The sequence below is a fragment of the Levilactobacillus andaensis genome (genome assembly GCF_016861695.1).
GTDB classification, from domain to species: domain Bacteria; phylum Bacillota; class Bacilli; order Lactobacillales; family Lactobacillaceae; genus Levilactobacillus; species Levilactobacillus andaensis.
On sequence record NZ_BOLP01000026.1, the window covers coordinates 1 to 20,574 of the forward strand.

The window sequence follows — 20,574 nt, forward strand, 5'->3', positions numbered from 1 at the left end:
AGTTGTGTCCGCACCGTTCCAGCCCATATCTGGCGGCCGGTAAGGCGAAGGATGGACTGAGTTGCCTAATTTTAACGGTAATATCTTTGTTATACCAGGCTTAACCAGTATTTGGATACTTTCAACCTTTAGCTGGCTACGTAAAAAAGTGTCACTACTCTTCTGAATGGGGAAGGGTAGTGACACTTTTATTTCGACTTTAATAGAAGTTACTTATACGTTGGTTTACGTAGAACATACGATAGGTCAACATATAAGTTTTAAATGCAGCACTACTTTACGTGCCTAAGCTTCAACGCCAGCTAAACTGTCAGCTTTAACCTGGGCGGCTTGGGCCAAGATGTTGAGGTAGTTGAATGGCCGGTCGAAGTTCGGTTGAAACAGCATGTCGACCATGGCTAAATCGTCAATGGTGTTTTCGTTTTGGATGCAAACGGAAAGGGTATTGGCGGATTGAGACACGTCGTACTTGCTCATCAGCGCGCCACCTAGGATTCGCCGGGTGTCTGGGTCAAAGACCAATGACATCAGCACGGGTTCCGTGGTGGGCATGAATTCTGGCCGGTAGTTGTCTTTAACAATAACTTGCTCGGCGCTGACCCCTTGTTGTTGGGCAGCAGCTAAGGTCAGTCCGGTGGACACGATGGTCCGACCGTACAGTGCTAAGCCAGAAGAAGATTGTGTCCCCATGTACTTAGTAGTTGGCTTAACCAAGTTTTTACCCACTAAGATACCTTGCCGAACGGCGTTGGTAGCCAGTGGAATGTAGGCGTTTTGGTGCGTTGGGTTGTAGTGAACGGCAGCACTGTCACCGGCTGCGAAGATGTCGGGATTGGATGACCGCATGTAATCATCCGTAATGATGGCGCCATTCTTTGCCATGTCGACCTTACCCTTGAGCAACGCCGTGTTTGGCCGGAAACCGATGCACAGGATGGCGAGGTCGGTTTCGTAGCTGCCTTTGTCGGTGGTGATCGTTAAGGTATCGCCACTTTGGTCAAAGCTTTGAACGGTTTCGCCCATGGCTAGTTTAACACCGTTATCACGGTAGTCTTGTTCAATCACATTCGTGAATTCGGCATCAAAGTATTTTGGCATCACGCGATCCATGGCATCGATCAACGTCACATCGTGGCCGGTGGTGGAGTATGCTTCGGCCAGTTCAGCACCAATGTAGCCGGCACCGATGACCGTGATGCGCTTGGCACCCTTGGCTTCTTCAATCAGTGTCTGGGCGTGGTTCCAGTTTTTGCAGAGCTTGACCTTGTCGCCGTCAATGCCGGGAATCTTAGGAGTGATGGGCCAAGAACCAGAAGTCATGACGAGTTTATCGTAGGCTTCAGTGACTTGTTCGTGAGTAGACAAGTCCTCAACCGTGACCGTTTTTTGGTCAGGGTCGATGGCCAGAACGTTATGACTCATTTGTACGTTGGCGCCAAGACTCTTTAGTTCCTCAGGACTGGAATAGAATAGACCTTGAGGGTCAGCGACCTTACCACCGAGATAAAGAGCAATCCCGCAAGATAGGAACGAGATATTATCATTCTTTTCGTAGACGGTCACTTCGGCATCTGGATGTTCTGCTAAGATTTGTTTAATGGCAAAGGTCCCTGCGTGTGTACAACCAACAACTGTAACTTTCATGGTGTAGCCTCCCAAAACAAGTTTTAAATGCTTGATGAGTTTTTCACAAATGTGACTATGTGAAAAATATCTTAATTGATAACAACTCTATTTTACACAACCTCAATGGAATGTCAACACATTCGTGGAAGTGTTACCATTGACTCTTAGCCGGGAAGTGACTCCCGGGCTAGTGTTTGCGGGTCGAAAGGGGTACACTAGTGCTTATAGTCTCTGAACGGGGACGGTTCGTTCATTTTGTTCAAGTCAGCATTATTCCCGGTTGAAATAAGATTGATGGGGGTGCTGATTAGATGATGAGCTGGACCCGTGGCAGATGAATCAATTAAGGAGTGGTTTTAGTTATGAAAGCAGCAAAACACTTATCCGCTTGTACGACCGTCTTAGTCGGCAAGCTCGCAACGGTCGATGGGTCGACCCTCATCGCTAGAAACGACGACACCTTCTTACCCTTGACACCCCAACGGTTCTACGTTCATCCAGCGGAACACGACCAACCGGAACGCACTTGGACCTCTAATCAAAATGGGTTCACCGCGCCAATTCCTAGCGACGGTTACCGCTACTCAGCAACGCCCAACGTCGAAGTCGACAAGGAAGGCGTTTACGCCGAAAGCGGCTTTAACGAAAAGAACGTCGCGATGAGTGCCACCGAAAGTGTTTACGGCAATCCCGATGCTTTGGCTTTTGACCCATTAGTGGCCAATGGTCTGGCCGAAGACTCCCTGCAAACGATGGTCTTGCCTTACATCAACTCCGCTCGCGATGGGGTTCGTTACCTGGGTAACTTGATCAAGCAGTATGGTTCGCCCGAAGGCAACGGGGTATTGTTCTCCGACCATGATGAAGTTTGGTACATGGAAATCGTCACGGGGCACCACTGGGTTGCCCAACGCATTCCAGATGACGCTTATGCCGTTGCTGCGAACCAAGTGGCCATTCAGCAGGTCACGTTCGATGATCCCGACAACTTTATGTACTCCGAAGGCATTCAAGAATTTGTGACCGAAAATCACTTGAATCCCGACCAAAATGGCTGGAACTTCCGCCACATCTTTGGGACCAGTACCGAAAAAGACCGGCACTACAACACGCCACGGGTCTGGTTTGGCCAACGGGTCTTGAATCCTGAAATCGAACAGGATCCCCAATCTAGCGAATTACCATTCATTTGCCGGACCAGCCACAAAATCAGTGTGGAAGATGTCGAATACATTTTGAGCTCGCACTACAACGAGACCAAGTACGATCCATTAGGCCAAGGTGCCGACGAGGACCGGTTAAAGTTCCGGCCAATCTCGATGAACCGGACGCAAAACTCCCACGTGCTGCAGATCAGAAATGATGTACCGGCCGAAAGTTCTGCCATTTTCTGGTTATGCTTCGGCGTACCAGCCTTCAGTCCTTACGTGCCATTCTTCGCTAACGCCACGGACACCGATGACTCTTACAGTGAAACGCCCGTTCATTTAGACGACAAGAGTGCCTACTGGATGTACCGGAAGCTGTCGATGATCGTTGAATCTCACTACCAGAACTTTATTGAGCTGGATGTGGACTACGTGACGGCGGCTAAGCAGGACTTACGCACGCACGTGGCTAACACGTTAGCTCATGCCAAGAGCTTGTCTGGAGATGACCTGACCGCTTACCTGACGGATCAGAACCATCAAGTCGTTGCTGACATGCGAACCAAGACCACGAAGTTTACGAATGATTTGATTGAAAAAGGGTTAACGTTATCTAAGCTGACCTTTAACATGGACCGGAACCTTTAAAAGAAAAACATCTTTCAAATGAGAATAGCTAACATTATCTGATTGTGTTCAGGTAATGTTAGCTATTTTTTAGGAAGTTAGTAAACAAAATGATGCAGGACGATTTGAACGATGGTAGGAAAACTGAAAATGAACATGGCGTGTCAATTCAATTGGAGATTAGTTTTTTTGTAGAAAGGATAGTGTGAGTTAATTTGGAGGTATTAGGGCATAAAAGTTATGGTAAAAATTAGTCTGAGCCGGAGGAGACGGGGATGTAGCCAGCCGCGGTCATTCTATTAACTGGCCGTTGACTAGCTAATAGAATGGGCGACTTTGAAGACACATGGGTTTTGTGACTTCAAAGCGCGCGCTCAGCCTAGCACTTCAGCGTCCCCACAGCAGGCGGAATCCCTGGCAGCCGGAGTGCGACTATTCCAACACAACCTAATTTTTACAGGTTTCCAAGAATCTTCACAATTCAGCCATAGTCTATGCAAAACTTTTAGTGATAATAAGATTATAGTAATTGATATAATAACTCGTTTATACAGTGGAGGATATAAAAATGACAAGAAAAGAGATGAAAAACATCACGTTAACGGCCCAAGCGGGGTTGACGACACAACAAGCGACAGACCGGTTGGCGCAGCACGGCGCGAACGAATTGGTGGCGGCCAAGAAGCCCGCATTGTGGCGGCAGGTGGTGCGCCATTTAAGCGACGTGTCTTCAATGGTTCTGTTGTTTGCGGTCGGCCTGGCGAGCTACATGGCGTTGTTCCAGGGCGGGGGCTGGACGAAGTCAATCGTGATTGGGTCGATCTTAGTGATCAACGTGGTGATTGGCATGTACCAGGAGGCCTCAGCTGAAAAGGCGCTGGCGGCTTTGCAGTCGATGAGTCTGCCCACAACGACGGTTCGACGCGAAGACATTGCCCAGGAAATCAAGGCCAAGGACATTGTGCCGGGCGACCTGGTCTTACTCAAGGCCGGTGACCAAGTGCCAGCCGACGGTATCGTGCTGGAAAGTACGAACCTGTCAGTCGACGAAGCCGTGTTAACGGGGGAAAGTGTGCCCGTGACTAAGGAAAAATTAACGGCGCTGGACAAAGTCGGTGACGACCAACAAGTCTTCTCCGGCACGGCGGTGACTGCCGGTACGGCCGTGATGCAGGTCGTTACGACGGGGATGGCAACGGAACTGGGCCAGATTGCTGGCCTGTTGAACAAAACGAAGAAGCGGGCAACGCCACTACAAGGTCGCTTAAACCGACTTTCCGGTTGGTTGACGACGTTTGCGGTCATCGGGGGTCTCGCCATCTTCGCCCTCAGCATCTGGATGCAAAATCAAGGGTTGGCGGACAGCCTCATGATCGGCATCTCATTGGCCGTGGCGGCCGTTCCGGAAACGCTGCCGATTATCGTGACAATCAGTTTAGCTCACGGGGTCAAGCGAATGGCGAAACGCAATGCCATCATGCGGCGGGTAAATGCCGTGGAAACGATCGGTGGCGTCGATGTGATTGCTTCCGACAAGACGGGGACGCTGACGCAAAACCAGATGACGATTACGCGCTACTGGACGCCAGGTGACCAACCAGTGGCGGCGGAAAAGATGACGCCGGCTGGGAAGCAACTGATGCGCTACCTGGGCTTAGCGACGAATGCCGAAATCAAGGTGACGAACGGCGAAGAAAAAACGGTGGGTGACCCCACTGAATTGGCAATCGTTCGCTGGTTGGACAAGCACGACCTTAACCGGACACAGTTTGAACAGCAGGCACCGCGGTTAGCCGAAGACCCATTTGACTCCACGAAAAAGACGATGGCAACGGTCCACCGGCTCAAGGATGGCCAACAGTTAGTGATCGTGAAGGGGGCCTTTGACCGGCTTCCGGTGAACTGGACGGCGGCAGAACAAGCAGCCGCCAAACAAGTTCACGATGAGTTTGGCCGCAATGCACTGCGGGTTCTTTCAGTGGGCTACAAGGTGGTCGGCGCAACGGCAACTATCGACTGGGACGTCTTGACGACGGGCTTAACGTTTGCGGGACTGGTGGGTATCATTGACCCGCCACGGCCAGAAGTAATTCCGGCTATTCGCGAAGCAAAACGGGCTGGTATTAAGCCAGTCATGATTACGGGGGACCACATGGTGACGGCTGAGGCCATTGCCAAGGAAATCGGCCTGCTGACGCCCGGACAACTGGTGATGTCTGGTGACGAGCTCCGGACACTGACGGATGAAGAGCTGACGGCACAGATCGAAAATATTGCGGTCTATGCCCGGGTGTCCCCAACGGACAAGATCCGGATCGTTCAGGCTTGGCAGAAATTAGGCAAGACGGTGGCCATGACGGGTGACGGCGTGAACGATGCGCCGGCCTTGAAGGCAGCCGATGTGGGTATCGCTATGGGCATCACGGGGACTGAGGTCTCCAAGGGTGCCGCCGACATGGTCTTAACGGATGACAATTTCGCCACGATCATCGCGGCGGTCCGTGAAGGTCGGACGGTTTACCAAAACATTTTGAAGGCCGTTGAATTCTTGGTGGGGGTCAACTTTGCCCAGATCTTCCTGATGGTGGGAGCGGTCCTCATGGGTTGGGGTGCACCACTATTGGCGGAACAACTGTTGCTGATCAACGTGTTAGCCGATGGGATTCCGGGCTTCTACATCAGCCGCGAACCAGGCGAAAAGGAAGCGATGGCCCAACCACCAGTGGCCAACGACGAAAGTTTATTTGCCAGAGGTCTCGGCGGCCGCTTAGCAGTCCGGGCTGTGACGTTTACGGGACTCACGCTAGGAATCTATGCGCTGGGCCGGTTTAGCCTATCAGCCGGACAAGCAACGGTGGGAATGACGATGGTCTTCTTGGTCCTCGCGATTGGCTCCATGATTGACATTTACGCCATCAAGGACCGTCAGCCATTGACGCTGATGAGCTTAAAACGCAACCCCGTGCTAAATGGGGCGATGCTGCTAGCCATTGGCTTGGTCTTACTGATTGCTGTCGTTCCCGGGATTCGGAACATGTTTGGTCTCGTGGCCTTGCCAGCGGTGGCTTGGTTGGTCGTGATTCCGGCAGTCTTTGTCCCAACGCTGGTGCTCGAAGTTGCTAAACGTTGGCAACGGCGGAGCACGCAACAGATGGTCGGCGAGCTCGACTTAGACTAAGTATTTCCGCAACGAAAAAGACCCGCAACCGGCTATCCCTTGGAGGAGGTAGTCGGTTGCGGGTCTTTATTTCGTCAAAAAGTTAAGCGGAGGCAATGGGAACTATCTGGACATAATAGGCGCTAATGTAGGCGTCCGGGCCAATTTGATACCAGACCAGATTTTGGTCGTCCACGATGCGACCGCGGACATCCAGTGGTTCACCGTGGTCGAGTTGACCAATGCTTTCGCCGTAGGGTTCCTTGTAAATCGTGACGGCAGCGTGGGGGACGTAATCAACGCTACCCAGGCGTTCAAAGGGCTGAACGGTCCAATGGTGCTGCTGCGGTAGTGCCGTAGGAAGTGGATGGTCGCGTAAGGTCGTTTCGGTGGCAGCGAGCCACTGTTCGCCGCCTAAGTTATACCAGACGCTCCCATCGGTTCGGGTTACGACGACAAACAGCCGCCAGAGTGAGTTCGCCGGGAACTGATAGCCGTAGGGGTGGCCCGCTGGTTGATCCACGATTTGATGGTCCGCAGTAAGCAGGACGTACTGATGCACCCGTTGCACCGTCTGCCAAGCATCCCGCCGGTAGAAGTAAATGACGCGCTGAGCCCGTTGCGAGTACTGCCCGCGTTGGCTACCTTGGGCCTGAAAAATGCGGTAGCCAGCTATCTCGGGTGGCGTTAATTGGTAATGGCCATCGAGCCGCCCACGATGAATCGTTGGCAATTTTAAAAGCTGGCCGCTGTCATAGTCGATCAAGTAGGTGACGACCGGCTGACCCCATTGTCGTTGATAGGTCAGGGTCGTCAAGCCGTATTCGGTGATGAAGTCTTGCGTAAAGCCGTGTGTATGGGTCAACACGTAACCGGGAATGATTGGAAAGCGAAAATGAACGGTGTGGTTCAACTGGCCGGTTAAAATCAAAGCGGGTTGCAGGGGATGATCATTTTCATCAACGAGCCGAACTACTAAGGTAGCAGTTGGTTCGGGCACTGCCTGTTTTTCTACGGTAGTTGTTACCGGTGCAACGGGTGTCACCGGAACTGGCTGTGGGCGTTCGGGAATGGCAGGCGTCACCTTAGGAGCCCGTGTTTGGGCCGTCGGTGTCCGCCGCACCGCGTGTTTAGGTCCGCGTCGGGGTGCCGGTTCAATCAAGCGTCGTAACCAGTCAAAAAATGCCATTCCTTCTCACCTCCATAAGTTTCCTTTTAAAGCCTAGTATACCGCATTCACCGCACGCGTGGCAGGCAATTTTTAAAGTGGGAAAGGTGTTGGGAAAGTTCTATGGGGAATGTGAGGCGTGATTGGCTGGAACACATGGTATTGTTTGTTTAGCGGCTGACAAATTTAGGGGGCGTGCGTAACTGAAATGTTGGTGGCTAAGCTGATGACCGTTGATATCCTAGTGACCATACCAATTTAGTTGTAGTTCCTTTAGTTGAAAATTTGAGGGACTAAACAATTGTCATGGCAGTGGTCAGTTTGAGCCGGAGGAGGGCAGGGATGCAGCCAGCCGTGGTAATCTTGTTAGCTGGCCGCTGGCTAGCTAACAAGATGGGCGACTTTGGAGACGCGCGAACTTCGCGGCTTCAAAGCGAGCGAGAAGACTGGTGTCCTTCCAGGCTGAAGCGTCCCCACAGCAGGCGGAATCCCTGGCAGCCGGAGCGCGACCATTTCAAACCAACATCGTCAGCAATCAAACAAAGAAGCATCAAAAAAGTGGTCGCACCAACCGGCACGACCACTCAGGTAAAGCTTATTTGTTATCAGAATCAGGCGTTGCTTTAGCCGCAGCAGCATTCGCTTCGGTATCAGCAGCTAAGACGATCTTACCGTCTTCGATCTTGGCCACGAGGTTCTTAACGTCCGCGTGATCAAGGTAGAAGTCAGCGATTCGGTCTTCGATTTCTTCTTGAATGACTCGCCGTAACGGCCGCGCACCCATTGCGGGGTTGTAGCCCTTAGCGACAAGTTGTTCTTCAACGGGTTCCGTGACGTGGATGTGGAGGCCTTGGCCCGCCAACATCTGGTTCACGTCGCCAATCATCAAGTCAACGATCTTCATCAAGTTTTCCTTGCTGAGAGAGTTGAATTCGATGATGTCGTCAAAACGGTTCAAGAATTCTGGCTTGAAGTAGTTCGTCAAGTTGCCCAGAACGGAGTGGGTCGTGCCTTCAGCAGCAGCCCCGAAACCAACGTTGGCTTCGGCGTCACCAGTGCCGGCGTTACTGGTCATAATGATCAGTGTATCCTTGAAGGACACCGTGCGACCTTGTGAATCGGTCAAACGACCGTCGTCGAGAATTTGCAGGAACATATTCATGACGTCGGGGTGGGCCTTTTCAATTTCGTCCAGCAGAATCAACGTGTAAGGATGACGCCGAACTTGTTCTGTCAATTGGCCAGCTTCTTCATAGCCGACATAGCCAGGTGGTGATCCGATCAGCTTAGAAATTGAATGCGGCTCCATGTACTCGGACATGTCAAACCGAATCATCGCCTCTTGGGAACCAAAGAGTTCGTTGGCTAATTGCTTAGCCAGTTCCGTCTTCCCAACACCGGTAGGGCCGACGAAGAGGAAGGACCCGATTGGCCGGCCAGTGCCGTTCAACCCAATCCGGTTACGACGAATAGCACGGGCAACCTTATCAACGGCTTCGTTTTGACCGATAACGTGACCTTCAAGATCACCGGCTAGACTCTGGAGTTGATGTTGTTCCTTAGCTTGTAATTCGCCAACTGGAATGTTGGTCTTTTCTTCGACGATGTCTTGCATGTCCTTAACCGTGACCTCAGCCGATTGATTTTGATCGGCGTTCGCGGCGGATTCCTTGGATTTCTCCAACTTCGTCACTTGATCGCGGTAGTAGGCGGCCTTTTCGTAGTCTTCCTGCTTCAGGGCAGCTTGTTTCTGGGTTTCAGCCGACTTGATCTTTTCATCAATGGCCTTTGGATCAGCCACGTTGATCGTTAAATTCTTCCGTGAACCAGCTTCATCCAACAGGTCAATGGCCTTGTCGGGTAAGAAACGGTCTTGGATATAACGGTCGGACAGCCGAACGGCGGCCTCAATGGCGTCATCGGTGTAGTGAACGTGGTGATAATCCTCATACTTCTTTTGAATCCCTTTCAGGATTTCAATGGCTTCATCAGCACTCGGTTCATCAACCGTAACGGGTTGGAACCGCCGAGCGAGGGCTTGATCCTTTTCAATATCTCTGTATTCATTTAAAGTTGTCGCCCCAATCAGTTGGAAGTCACCCCGGGCTAACGCTGGCTTTAACACGTTACCAGCGTCCATGCCACCCTCGGCATTGCCGGCACCCATGATTTCATGGATTTCGTCAATGAAGAGGATGATGTCTGGGTTAGACTGAACTTCCTTCATCAGTTGTTGCATCCGTTGTTCAAATTGCCCACGGATCCCGGTCCCTTGAACCAGGGAAACAACATCCAACCGAATGATTTGCTTGTTCGTTAACTTCTCGGGAACGTTGCCTTCGACAATCCGTTCCGCGAGTCCTTCGACGACCGCCGTCTTCCCAACACCGGCTTCCCCAATTAAAACGGGGTTGTTCTTAGTCCGGCGGTTGAGGATTTCGATGACTTGAGCCGTCTCTTTATCCCGCCCAATTACGGGATCAATCTTGCCGTCCTTGGCCAACTGAGTCAGGTTCAGTCCGTACTGGTTGAGCAGTCCGTTGCCGGAACCTTGATTGCCAGCTGGTTGCGTTGGCCGATTTTGCTGTGCGGCTGCTTGCCGGTAGTCGCCTTGGTTGGCGTTACCGTCTTGCATTGCCCGGAAAATATCATCCAGGTTGCCAAAGCCGAATGGATCTTGTGCCATACGGCCACCTCCATTTCCAGAATCGTTTTGTTGCTGCTTAAGCAGTTGGTAACAATTTTGGCATAGGTCAACTTGTTGCCGCTGCCCATTTACACTCATATATAGGTGTATCGTTGCTTCATTGCGGTGGCAATTTTGACATAGCATCTTGTCGTCTCCTTTCTTGCCTGGATTTCTCGTGAGAGGTCCCACGTGGTCTGTCTGAAAAGATTTGACCTTTCTTGACCATTGACCACATTATACCGCGTTCCCTTCACCGTGCAAGTATTTTGTTTGGTGATGAAAGCGCCGTGTGTCAGGGGCTTTCTGACGAACGACTTCATTTTAGCACTCTAGCCTAGAGAATGCTAAAATGACTTCCTGAAATTATCAACTTTTTTAATTTTTGTGGGGTTCAGTCCTTTATTAATGACTTCAATAGGGATGTGTAGCCAGAATCGGCGGAACTGTTGAAGTCAAGCTAGAGTAAATTTAGTATTGTCTTGAAGTTAATCCTTCAGGTGAAGCTTGCTGGCGTGTTTTTAGCCAGAATCTTTTGTATAATGGATAAGTTGGTTCGACAATGATTAAAAATGCCGTGTGAGTCTGTCGCAACGGTCGCTGTGGCGAATCAAGCGTTATGAACAGACATGAGGGGGTGAAGAGTTGGCGAAAGACTTTACGGACCTGATGAATCAGTTGAAGGATAAAAAAATCGAAAAGTTCGAAGTAACTCCGGAAGATTTTCCGGCCTTTCAGAAGGCCTTTATGTCGTTTGACACGCGAAAACGGGTGGTTGGCCAGGCTAACAAGAACGGCCAATTGATTTACCACTACGATCACGATGCCGGAAATGATGGCGAATAAGATTATTTTGATGAAAGCGGTTCACATAGAACTTGTAATTTAGCGGCTAGATTGATATTCTTAGTAGGTAGACGTTATCCGTAAAAATGGTTGTTTGGCCAATGCGCAGGTCAAGACGGATAATGTTCAGTAAGAAATCAACCTAAGCTTAAAGGAGATCGATCAATTATGGAAAAACGCGAATTTCATGTTACAGCAGAAACTGGTATCCATGCACGTCCCGCTACTTTATTAGTACAGGCCGCAAGTAAGTTCAACGCAGAAGTTAGCTTACAGTACCAAGACAAGTCTGTTAACTTAAAGTCTATCATGGGTGTGATGTCATTAGGTGTTGGTCAAAACGCCGAAATCACGATCACAACTGATGGTGACGACGAAGCCGATGCGATGAACGCTGTTGCTGAAACTTTGAAAAAAGAGGGTTTATCTGACTAATGAGGGCGATGCTCAAGGGAATTGCCGCCAGTGACGGTGTGGTTTGCGGTCAGGCTTATCGCTTGGTCGAACCAGATCTGAACGTTGAACGACGGACAATCACAAATCTTGATTCCGAATTAAATCGATTCCATCAGGCCCTTGAAGCAGCCGTCTCAGACATTGAGACGATTAAAACTCGTGCAACTAAAAACCTGGGCGCTGACAGTGCCCAGGTTTTTAGTGCGCACATTGCGATGCTTCAAGACCCAGAATTGATTGCGGCAGTTGAAGCAAACATTAAAGACAAGCATACTAATGCGGAGGCAGCCGTTGCGGATGTCACAACGGGGTACGAGGTCACGCTGCAAGGGTTGACTGACAATCCCTACATGCAAGAACGAATTTCGGACCTGCACGACGTGACGAAACGGTTAACGGGTCATTTGCTCGGGGTCACGTTACCCGACTTGGCCTTGATCGACCACCCGGTCATTGTGGTGACGCACGACCTGATTCCCAGCGACACGGTTTCCGTGAATCCCAAGTACATCTTAGGCTTCATTACGGACGTGGGCGGGCGGACATCACATTCCTCGATTCTGGCGCGCAACCTAAACCTGCCAGCCGTTGTGGGAACTCAGGACGCGACCGAGCAGATTCCAGCCGGTGAAACGGTGATTTTAAATGGGACGCGCGGTAACGTGATCGTTCAGCCAACGGTCGACGAGTTAGCCACCGCACGCCGGGCAATGCAGGAGCGGGCGGCCAATCAGAAACGGTTGGAAAGTCTGCGGCATCACGAGACGACCTCTAAGGATGGTGTTGGTGTGATGCTAGCTGCCAATATTGGGACCGCTAGTGATTTACCAGCGGTTCTCGAGAATGGGGCCGAGGCGATTGGTTTGATGCGGACCGAGTTTTTATACATGGATACCGATCAACTGCCAACGGAAGACGAACAGTTTGATGTTTATCGTCAAATTGTCCAGTCCATGGCGCCGCGGCCAGTGGTTATTCGAACCCTCGACATTGGTGGGGATAAGCCATTACCCTATTTAAAGACGAAGCACGAAGACAATCCCTTCATGGGTGAACGGGCCATTCGTCAGAGCCTAGCGCACCAAAACATCTTCCGCAGTCAATTGCGGGCGTTGTTACGGGCCTCGGCGTTTGGCAATCTGCGCATCATGTTCCCCATGATTGCGACACTGGATGAGTTCCGTCAGGCCAAGGCCATTTACGATGACGAGCGTTCGAAGCTCACCACGGCTCAGGTGCCGATGGGCAAGGTCAAAGTGGGGATGATGGTCGAGGTGCCCGCAGCAGCTCTATTGGCCGACCGGTTCGCACAAGAGGTCGACTTCATGAGTGTGGGCACCAACGACTTGATTGGGTACACGATGGCCGCCGATCGGACGAACCAAGACGTGGCCTATCTGTATCAGCCGTATCATCCAGCAATCTTGCGGTTAGTTGACCGCATCATCCACGCGGGACACGCAGCGGGTATTCCCGTTGCCATGTGTGGTGAAATGGCCGGTGATCCGATTGCGGTGCCCCTCTTGTTGGGGATGGGCTTAGATGAGTTCTCCATGGGTGCGGGAGCCGTCTTGAAGACCCGTGAGTTGATTGGTCAGCTCAACGCCCACGATTTACAATCGTTGGTCGAAACGGCGTTGAATTCGGCCAGTACCAGTCAAGAGGTCGTTACCATGGTCCAAGCAGCGGTTCCCGGCGTTCTTCAGAAATAACCGGAACGTTGTATTAAATAGAATTTAAGAGGTACTAGGAGCGGGGAAACCGGTTGCTAGTGCTTTTTTGTTGTCACAGATTGGCATAGATAGTGGAGACTGGTCGCATTGCGGTTGCCAGGGATCCTGCCTGCTATTGGATTTTCTCTAAGTAATATTGGGACAAGTGAGAAAGTAATTGGAACATGAGTGATAATCCCTTTAATTAGAAGTAAGGTATGGAGCAGTCCGTGGTCACCAATACGGCTAAGCTTGTTAGACACATCATCAATATGGCAATTGCTCACTGTACCAACGAGAAACGAGATTGGTAGCAACCATTCTTTAAAATTAAGCGAAAATCCGGTTCTAAACAAGATTAATGGAAGAAGTACAGTCTGAGCCGGAGGAGGCCAGGGATGCAGCCAGCCGTGGTAATCTTGTTAGCTGGCCGCTGGCTAGCTAACAAGATGGGCGACTTTGGAGACGCGCGAACTTCGCGGCTTCAAAGAGCGCGTTCAGCCTAGTGCTTCAGCGTCCCCACAGCAGGCGGAATCTCTGGCAGCCGGAGTGCGACCATTTAGACTCATCTTCCCTCACGACCAGACTATTTTTCAGCATAATCTGGTTGTGGTTTGCAATCACCTAGCCAAACCCATATAATTGTGGTGACTGTACAAAGCGTTATTCCGGAGAACCTAGCCAAACACAGACGCAAGGGGGATTGGCGATGAACATTGGCTTATTTACAGATACCTATTTCCCTCAAGTAAGTGGGGTCGCAACGTCGATTAAGACGTTGCGTGATCAATTGGAAAAACAGGGCCATCAGGTCTATATTTTTACGACGACTGATCCGCACGTTGAACGCAACGTTTACGAGCGGAACGTCTTTCGGTTTTCAAGTATTCCGTTCGTTTCGTTTACGGATCGACGGATTGCGGTGCGGGGGCTGTTCCAAGCCTACCAAATTGCGAAGGAATTGAATTTAGATATCGTCCACACCCAGACGGAGTTCTCGATGGGATGGATCGGTAAGTTTGTGGCACGTAACTTAGAGATTCCGTGTCTCCATACTTATCACACCATGTACGAGGATTATTTGCACTATGTGGCTAACGGTAAGATTTTAAAACCGGTCCACGTGAAGCAGGGGACCCTGGCTTTTTGTTACCACTTGACGGGGGTTGTTGCGCCTAGTGACCGAGTGTTAACCACCTTGACGGATTATGGGGTCAAAACACCCATCCGCGTGATTCCAACGGGGGTCAATTTACACCAGTACGAACAACCCGATACTGCTAATCTGCGGCGGCAATTGGGCTACCAGCCCGACACGCCCGTTATCCTTTCGTTGAGCCGATTGGCCTACGAGAAGAATATCAAGGAAAGCATTGCCGCCATGCCCCAGATTTTGGCACAGGTTCCTGAAGCACAGCTTTTGATCGTTGGCGATGGCCCGGCGCGAGAAGACCTGGAACAACAGGTCAAAGACGCCGGCCTCACGGATCACGTATCGTTCACTGGGGAAGTGAACAACGATGAAGTTTTCCGGTATTATCATATGGCGAACGTCTTCCTATCGTCGTCGGATTCCGAATCACAGGGGTTGACCTACATTGAAGCTATGGCGGCGGGGACGAAGATCGTCGTCATGACCAGTCCTTACACTGATGAGCTATTGTCGAGTCGGACGTTGGGGGTCACTTTTAAGGAACCGGCTGAGATGATTGAAAATGTGGTTGATTATTTGCGGCACGGGGACGAAGAACAGGACCCAGACCTGTTGGCGAAGAAATTGGCTGACATTTCTGCGGATACCTTTGGGCAACGCATCATTGGTTTTTATCAGGATGCGCAGGCCAACTATGAGGCCGCACACGAGGATACGCCGGATTTTAGCAATTAGAGGAGTTATTGGATGTTAAAAATCAACATGTTTTCCGCTGCTGATTCTGTCAAAGGACAGGGTGTCGGCAGTGCTTACAACGAGCTCATGAATCTGATGCGCACCCGTCTAGCCGATGATTTTCAGGTGACGGTCAATAAGTATGGTCGCGTAGACTTAACGCATTACCATACGATTAATTTTTCCTATTACTTATCAACATTCTTACCTGGACGCGGTCGAAAAATCGGCTACGTTCATTTCTTGCCGGAAACGTTAGAGGGTAGCTTGAAGATTCCGCAACCTTTCCGCTCGATTTTTTATAAATACGTGATTGCCTTTTACAAACGGATGGATCACATCGTGGTGGTCAACCCGACGTTTATTCCGAAACTGGTCGCCTATGGGATTCCTGAGGACAAGGTGACGTATATTCCGAACTTTGTGAGCCGTAAGGAGTTCTATCCCGTGACGGCGGAGAAAAAGCAGGCGTTGCGTGACCAATACGGTTATGATCAGCAAAAGTTTACGGTGCTTGGCATCGGTCAGATTCAAGAGCGTAAAGGCTTGTTTGACTTCATTAAGTTAGCCCGGAATAATCCGCAGCTCCAGTTCATCTGGGCTGGCGGATTCTCTTTTGGCCGCATGACGGACGGATACGCGGCCTTGAAGAAGGTCGTCGATGATCCGCCGGCTAACTTAAGCTTCCCGGGTATCGTGGACCGTGATCGATTAGTTGACTATTACAACCTGGCAGACTTATTCTTATTACCATCATTTAACGAGTTGTTTCCGATGTCCGTTTTGGAAGCCTTTAGTACCGGGACACCAGTGTTACTACGCGATTTGGACCTGTACCAGGCGATCATTGCCGGGGATTATCAACCGGCGAAGGACTATACGGAAATGAACGAGCAGCTTCAGCGATTACCGCAGGATGCGGATGCTATGGAACATTGGCATCAGCAAAGTTTGGCCGCCGCTGAGCGCTACTCTGAGGAACACCTGACCACGATTTGGCGGGCATTCTATCAGCAACAAGTAAAAGAGGGGTAAGTGCATGTCACGTCGAAATAAATGGGTACTCACTTTAATGTTGCTTTTGGGGATTGCAATCTTTGCCTTTTCGCTACGTGACATTAAGTTTTCAGTCTTGATCAATGACTTCGTGCACATTAACTTCTGGTGGTTTGGGGTCGCTATCTTGTGCATGGTGTTATATCTCGGGTTAGAAGCCGTCATCGTTAAGGTTTTCATTTCGGATCGAATTGAAGGCTTCACGTTTAAAGATGCTTTGCGAATTCCGATGGTGGAGCAGTTATTTAACGGGATTACGCCATTCTCTTCGGGGGGGCAACCCGCACAGCTGATTGCATTGATGCAGACCGGGGTCGATGCTGGTAAGGCCAGCTCGGTGCTCCTGATGAAGTTTGTCGTCTACCAGTCGATGATCGTGATTAATTTTTTGATTGCGTTGGTGATTGGTTTTAACGACATTCAGGATAAACTGCACGCGTTGGTCTGGCTGGTCGTGTTTGGCTTTACGATCCATCTGGCCGTCATCGTTGGATTGTTGATGGTGATGTTCTGGCACGCCTTCACGAAGAAAATGGTGGGGGTCGTGTTGTATCCTTGCCGCTGGTTTATGAAAAAGGACCACTTTGCGCGGATGGAAACTAACATTAATAGTAAAATTGATTCGTTCTACCATGAAAGTGTCCGGATCAGTGGGCAGGGGAAGCTGATGCTCAAGGTTTTTGTGATCACCTTCTTCCAATTGATGTTCTATTACCTGATTCCGTACTTTATCATGCTGTCCTTGGGCTACACGACGGCCAACATTGTGATGGTGACCAGCTTACACGTGCTGATCGTCATGGTCATTTCGCTATTTCCCATTCCAGGTGGGTCTGGTGGAGCCGAGTATAGCTTTGAAATGATTTTTCGGAGTTATATTTCGTCAAATAGTAAGTTAGTTTTAGCGATGATTCTCTGGCGCCTGTTGACCTACTACTTTGGCATGCTGACAGGCTTGGTAGCGATGGTGATTTCCCCAGATAAGGTCATCGAAAAAAATGATTTGCCAAATGAGTGAGTTTTTCTGCATTAGGGCGTGCCATACCGCCTCAAGTTTGGTAAAATCATTAGTGAAAGCTAGAAAGGGGACCAACCATGGAAGAATCTCAATTGATTGGCATCATCAATCGCTTAAAGGCGATGCAAGAGGATGCCACCGACGAGCCACAACCCCGTCGATTTGAAAAGGAAGGCGTTGAGCAGGCAACGGTTGTTTACAACCAGTTGAGCCACACCTACACCTTAACCGAACACAACCCGGAAACGACTTTTGAGTTTGATAACATCGATTTAGTAGCTATCGAATTATTTGATTTGTTGACGGATAACTAACAAAACTATGGGTGCCATAGTTTTGTTTTTTTATACCTGGAAAAAGTTGCATTTTTCCAAAGGTTATGGAATCACATTGATTACCCGTTAATATCAGCTATACTATAGTGATGTTAATTATTTTGTGGAGGCAATCGCATGGCGAACTTTTTTAAGCGGAAGACGAACTGGGTAAATAGCCGGATGGGCTTTTTCCTGTTGATCGTCGTTTTATTTTGGGTGAAAACTTACATTGCCTATCAGACCGAATTTACGTTAGGGGCCAAAGGGAGTGTTCAACAGTTCTTATTGTTGATTAACCCAATTCCGGCCGCCTTACTTGTATTTGGCATCGCGCTCTATTTCCGCGGGCGGTTAGCTTATTGGCTAATGTTGATTATTGATGTATTAGAGTCCACTTGGATTTTTGCGAATGTGCTCTACTACCGAGAGTTCTCTGATTTCCTTTCATTTGGGATCATGAAGGGCTCCAGCGACGTGGGAAATAACCTGGGGAAGAGTTTGGCCCAGATTACGCACGTCTATGATTTTTTTGTCTATATTGATATCGTGATTCTGATCATTCTGTTGGTCACCCACGTGATTCGCATCGATGCGCGACCGTTCAAGCGGCGGTACGCGTTCTCAATTACGGTCCTGTCATTTGGCCTGATGTTTGCCGAATTCGGGATGGCTAATGCGGATCGTTCGGGGCTGTTGACCCGGACATTTGACAATAACTATATTGTGAAATACTTGGGGCTTAATGAATACGCGGCCTTTAACGCTTACCAGACGCAAAAGGAAAGTGCGACCCGGGCAAGTGCCAATGCCAGTGATATGAAGAGTGTTCTGAAGTACCTGAAGCAAAATCGGGTGAGTCCCAACGTTTCCTACTATGGTAAGGAGAAGGGGAAGAACGTCTTCATTATTCACTTGGAGAGTTTCCAGCAATTCTTGATCGACTATAAGGTGGACGGCAAAGAAGTCACACCGACGCTGAATAAGTTCTACCATAGCAAGAACACCTTAGCCTATAAGAACTTCTATAACCAGGTGGCCCAGGGGAAGACCTCTGATGCTGAAATGATGCTGGAAAACTCGCTATTTGGGTTGCCACAGGGCTCAGCAATGACGACCTATGGGACGCAGAACACGTTCCAGGCGGCGCCAGCAATTTTGAGTCAAGATGCTGGCTATACGACGGCAGCGTTCCATGGGGACGTCCCTAGTTTCTGGAACCGGGATAACACGTACAAGTCATGGGGCTATCAGTACTTCTTTAGTTCCAGTTACTATACGGAGAAATCGGGTTATAGTATTGGCTATGGTCTGAAGGATAAGATCTTCTTTAAACAGTCTGCTAAGTATATTGAACAGTTACCACAACCGTTCTATGCCAAGCTGATTACGCTGACGAACCACTATCCATATGAGCTAGACAAGAAGAACACGGATTTCCCAGCGACTAAGACGGGGGACAAGACCGTCGATCCATACGTTCAGACGGCCCATTACCTGGATCAGGCGTTTGCTGAGTTCATTAATTATCTGAAGAAGGCCGGACTCTATAAGAATAGTGTCATCGTGGCCTATGGCGACCATTATGGAATCTCAAATAATCACCGGCCAGCGATTGCCCAGTTATTGGGTAAGAGCAAGGTGACAAACTATGACCTTGCCCAATTCCAGAAGGTTCCGTTTATGATTCATGCAACGGGACTCAAAGGTGGAATTCAATCGACCTATGGTGGGGAAATAGATGTATTGCCAACGTTGCTGGATCTCTTAGGAGTCAAGAATACAGATACGATTCAATTTGGGCAGGACTTACTGGCTAAGGATCGCAATCAAACTGTGGCGTTCCGGAACGGGAACTTTATTTCGCCGAAGTATACCAAGATCGGTGGGACCGTGTATGATACCAAGACGGGGGATGTGCTGACGTTAACGGCGGCACAGAAGAAGGACGTGGCCAAGCTACAGAACCACGTCACAACGGAACTCTCTTTGTCTGATCGGGTTATCTACGGGGATCTGCTGCGGTTCTATACACCAAAGAACTTTACGAAGGTCAACAAGACGGACTTTACTTATAAGTTGAAGCCGGCAATGGAACAGTTAGCAGAGGCGGAGAAGAAGGAAAAGACGAGTGTGATTGCTAAGCACGATGGCAAGAGCACCGTTTCCGACTACAAGACCGATGCACCTGAATTAAAATAGAATGTTTCTATATGAAAGAAGTCGATCACGAGTGTCAGGTGATTGACTTCTTTTTGTATGGGAATGGAGACTAACCAGGAGAGGTGTGGGAAGATTGAACTTACAGATGACCATGGATGTAATGTTTTATCCGGTTAAGGTGAATTTTATGTTGCGTGAGGTTATCGGTATTTAGCGGTACCCAAGATTGAGATGGTGCTATATGGTTTGTGTTGATGGACTAAGTAGACCGGTTTAGGTGGTTTGGAGGTGATTTGACAGTCTTTTCTCGGAGAATGGGGTGGGTGGCTGAAATTAATTTCAGTAAATATTCATTTTCCCCTTGACCGTTGCGGCAGATATTGGTAAACTATTTTCTGTTGTCATTTATGTGCGTAAACATTGTGACAGCAACGGCAAATTGCTTTCTCAATAATTTTAAAAAAGGCTTGACGGTCTGGTTGATTATTGATATAGTAGTAAACGTTGTTGAGAATATTTATTCAACTTGATTCAGAAACATCGATATTTATTCAAAAAGATGCTTAAAAAGTTGTTGACAGGTATTTAACGACATGATATACTTTAAAAGTTGTCACGGAGCGCTTGCTTCTCTGATAACTTGGTAGACCTTTGAAAACTGAACATTGTTTCGACAAACCAAATATGTGTAGGGCGGTTTGATACTTGG

13 protein-coding genes are annotated in these 20,574 nt (G+C 49.4%); 10 read left to right on the forward strand and 3 right to left on the reverse strand.

Translation table 11 applies throughout. The features are described 5' to 3' along the window. Positions 1-285: 285 nt before the first annotated feature. Positions 286-1,644 carry an FAD-dependent oxidoreductase gene (locus tag JUF10_RS13590; RefSeq protein WP_203643204.1) on the reverse strand — a complete coding sequence of 453 codons (1,359 nt, stop codon included), beginning with the start codon at positions 1,642-1,644 and terminating at the stop codon, positions 286-288. Positions 1,645-1,988: 344 nt separating this feature from the next. Here JUF10_RS13590 and JUF10_RS13595 point away from each other — a divergent pair, with 344 nt between their 5' ends. Both JUF10_RS13595 and JUF10_RS13600 read left to right on the forward strand, forming a co-directional pair. Continuing rightward, positions 1,989-3,422 (forward strand): C69 family dipeptidase, encoded by a 1,434-nt coding sequence (locus JUF10_RS13595; protein WP_203643221.1) that lies wholly within the window; start codon positions 1,989-1,991, stop codon positions 3,420-3,422. Between the two features lie 547 nt (positions 3,423-3,969). Next, complete coding sequence (locus JUF10_RS13600) at positions 3,970-6,579, forward strand: cation-translocating P-type ATPase (RefSeq protein ID WP_203643224.1); 2,610 nt, start codon at positions 3,970-3,972, stop codon at positions 6,577-6,579. Between the two features lie 82 nt (positions 6,580-6,661). Here JUF10_RS13600 and JUF10_RS13605 read toward each other — a convergent pair whose 3' ends face one another. Continuing rightward, positions 6,662-7,747 carry a MucBP domain-containing protein gene (locus tag JUF10_RS13605; protein WP_203643227.1) on the reverse strand — a complete coding sequence of 362 codons (1,086 nt, stop codon included), beginning with the start codon at positions 7,745-7,747 and terminating at the stop codon, positions 6,662-6,664. 574 nt (positions 7,748-8,321) lie between these two features. Then, positions 8,322-10,559 carry an ATP-dependent Clp protease ATP-binding subunit gene (locus tag JUF10_RS13610; RefSeq protein ID WP_203643230.1) on the reverse strand — a complete coding sequence of 746 codons (2,238 nt, stop codon included), beginning with the start codon at positions 10,557-10,559 and terminating at the stop codon, positions 8,322-8,324. Positions 10,560-11,057: 498 nt separating this feature from the next. Here JUF10_RS13610 and ykzS point away from each other — a divergent pair, with 498 nt between their 5' ends. The 8 genes from ykzS to JUF10_RS13650 all read left to right on the forward strand — a co-directional run bounded on the left by ykzS (position 11,058) and on the right by JUF10_RS13650 (position 19,904). Beyond that, complete coding sequence (gene ykzS / locus JUF10_RS13615; protein WP_048735734.1) at positions 11,058-11,258, forward strand: protein YkzS; 201 nt, start codon at positions 11,058-11,060, stop codon at positions 11,256-11,258. A 168-nt stretch (positions 11,259-11,426) separates the two neighbouring features. Continuing rightward, positions 11,427-11,693, forward strand: coding sequence for a phosphocarrier protein HPr (locus tag JUF10_RS13620; RefSeq protein ID WP_203643234.1), 267 nt, complete (start codon positions 11,427-11,429; stop codon positions 11,691-11,693). Next, entirely contained in the window at positions 11,693-13,426 is a 1,734-nt protein-coding gene (ptsP, locus tag JUF10_RS13625) for a phosphoenolpyruvate--protein phosphotransferase (protein ID WP_203643237.1), read from the forward strand. Before JUF10_RS13620 ends, ptsP begins: the two co-directional genes overlap by 1 nt. A gap of 709 nt (positions 13,427-14,135) precedes the next feature. Then, entirely contained in the window at positions 14,136-15,314 is a 1,179-nt protein-coding gene (locus tag JUF10_RS13630; protein WP_203643240.1) for a glycosyltransferase family 4 protein, read from the forward strand. A 12-nt stretch (positions 15,315-15,326) separates the two neighbouring features. Then, the gene (locus JUF10_RS13635) at positions 15,327-16,349 is read left to right on the forward strand and encodes a glycosyltransferase family 4 protein (RefSeq protein WP_203643243.1); all 1,023 of its coding nucleotides are present in this window, start codon (positions 15,327-15,329) and stop codon (positions 16,347-16,349) included. Positions 16,350-16,353: 4 nt separating this feature from the next. After that, positions 16,354-17,388, forward strand: a complete 1,035-nt coding sequence (locus tag JUF10_RS13640) for a lysylphosphatidylglycerol synthase transmembrane domain-containing protein (RefSeq protein WP_203643247.1) — start codon at positions 16,354-16,356, stop codon at positions 17,386-17,388. 77 nt (positions 17,389-17,465) lie between these two features. After that, the gene (locus JUF10_RS13645; RefSeq protein WP_048735739.1) at positions 17,466-17,702 is read left to right on the forward strand and encodes a YkuJ family protein; all 237 of its coding nucleotides are present in this window, start codon (positions 17,466-17,468) and stop codon (positions 17,700-17,702) included. A gap of 138 nt (positions 17,703-17,840) precedes the next feature. Continuing rightward, a complete protein-coding gene (locus tag JUF10_RS13650) occupies positions 17,841-19,904 on the forward strand; it encodes an LTA synthase family protein (RefSeq protein ID WP_203643250.1) in 2,064 nt (687 codons plus the stop codon). Positions 19,905-20,574: the final 670 nt, after the last annotated feature.

Coding starts and splice junctions, on each gene's coding strand:
- JUF10_RS13630 (WP_203643240.1), top strand. CDS start 14,136: ATGAACATTGGCTTATTTACAGATACCTATTTCCCTCAAGTAAGTGGG.
- JUF10_RS13620 (WP_203643234.1), top strand. CDS start 11,427: ATGGAAAAACGCGAATTTCATGTTACAGCAGAAACTGGTATCCATGCA.
- JUF10_RS13645 (WP_048735739.1), top strand. CDS start 17,466: ATGGAAGAATCTCAATTGATTGGCATCATCAATCGCTTAAAGGCGATG.
- JUF10_RS13595 (WP_203643221.1), top strand. CDS start 1,989: ATGAAAGCAGCAAAACACTTATCCGCTTGTACGACCGTCTTAGTCGGC.
- JUF10_RS13600 (WP_203643224.1), top strand. CDS start 3,970: ATGACAAGAAAAGAGATGAAAAACATCACGTTAACGGCCCAAGCGGGG.
- JUF10_RS13640 (WP_203643247.1), top strand. CDS start 16,354: ATGTCACGTCGAAATAAATGGGTACTCACTTTAATGTTGCTTTTGGGG.
- ptsP (WP_203643237.1), top strand. CDS start 11,693: ATGAGGGCGATGCTCAAGGGAATTGCCGCCAGTGACGGTGTGGTTTGC.
- JUF10_RS13650 (WP_203643250.1), top strand. CDS start 17,841: ATGGCGAACTTTTTTAAGCGGAAGACGAACTGGGTAAATAGCCGGATG.
- JUF10_RS13610 (WP_203643230.1), bottom strand. CDS start 10,559: ATGCTATGTCAAAATTGCCACCGCAATGAAGCAACGATACACCTATAT.
- JUF10_RS13605 (WP_203643227.1), bottom strand. CDS start 7,747: ATGGCATTTTTTGACTGGTTACGACGCTTGATTGAACCGGCACCCCGA.
- JUF10_RS13590 (WP_203643204.1), bottom strand. CDS start 1,644: ATGAAAGTTACAGTTGTTGGTTGTACACACGCAGGGACCTTTGCCATT.
- JUF10_RS13635 (WP_203643243.1), top strand. CDS start 15,327: ATGTTAAAAATCAACATGTTTTCCGCTGCTGATTCTGTCAAAGGACAG.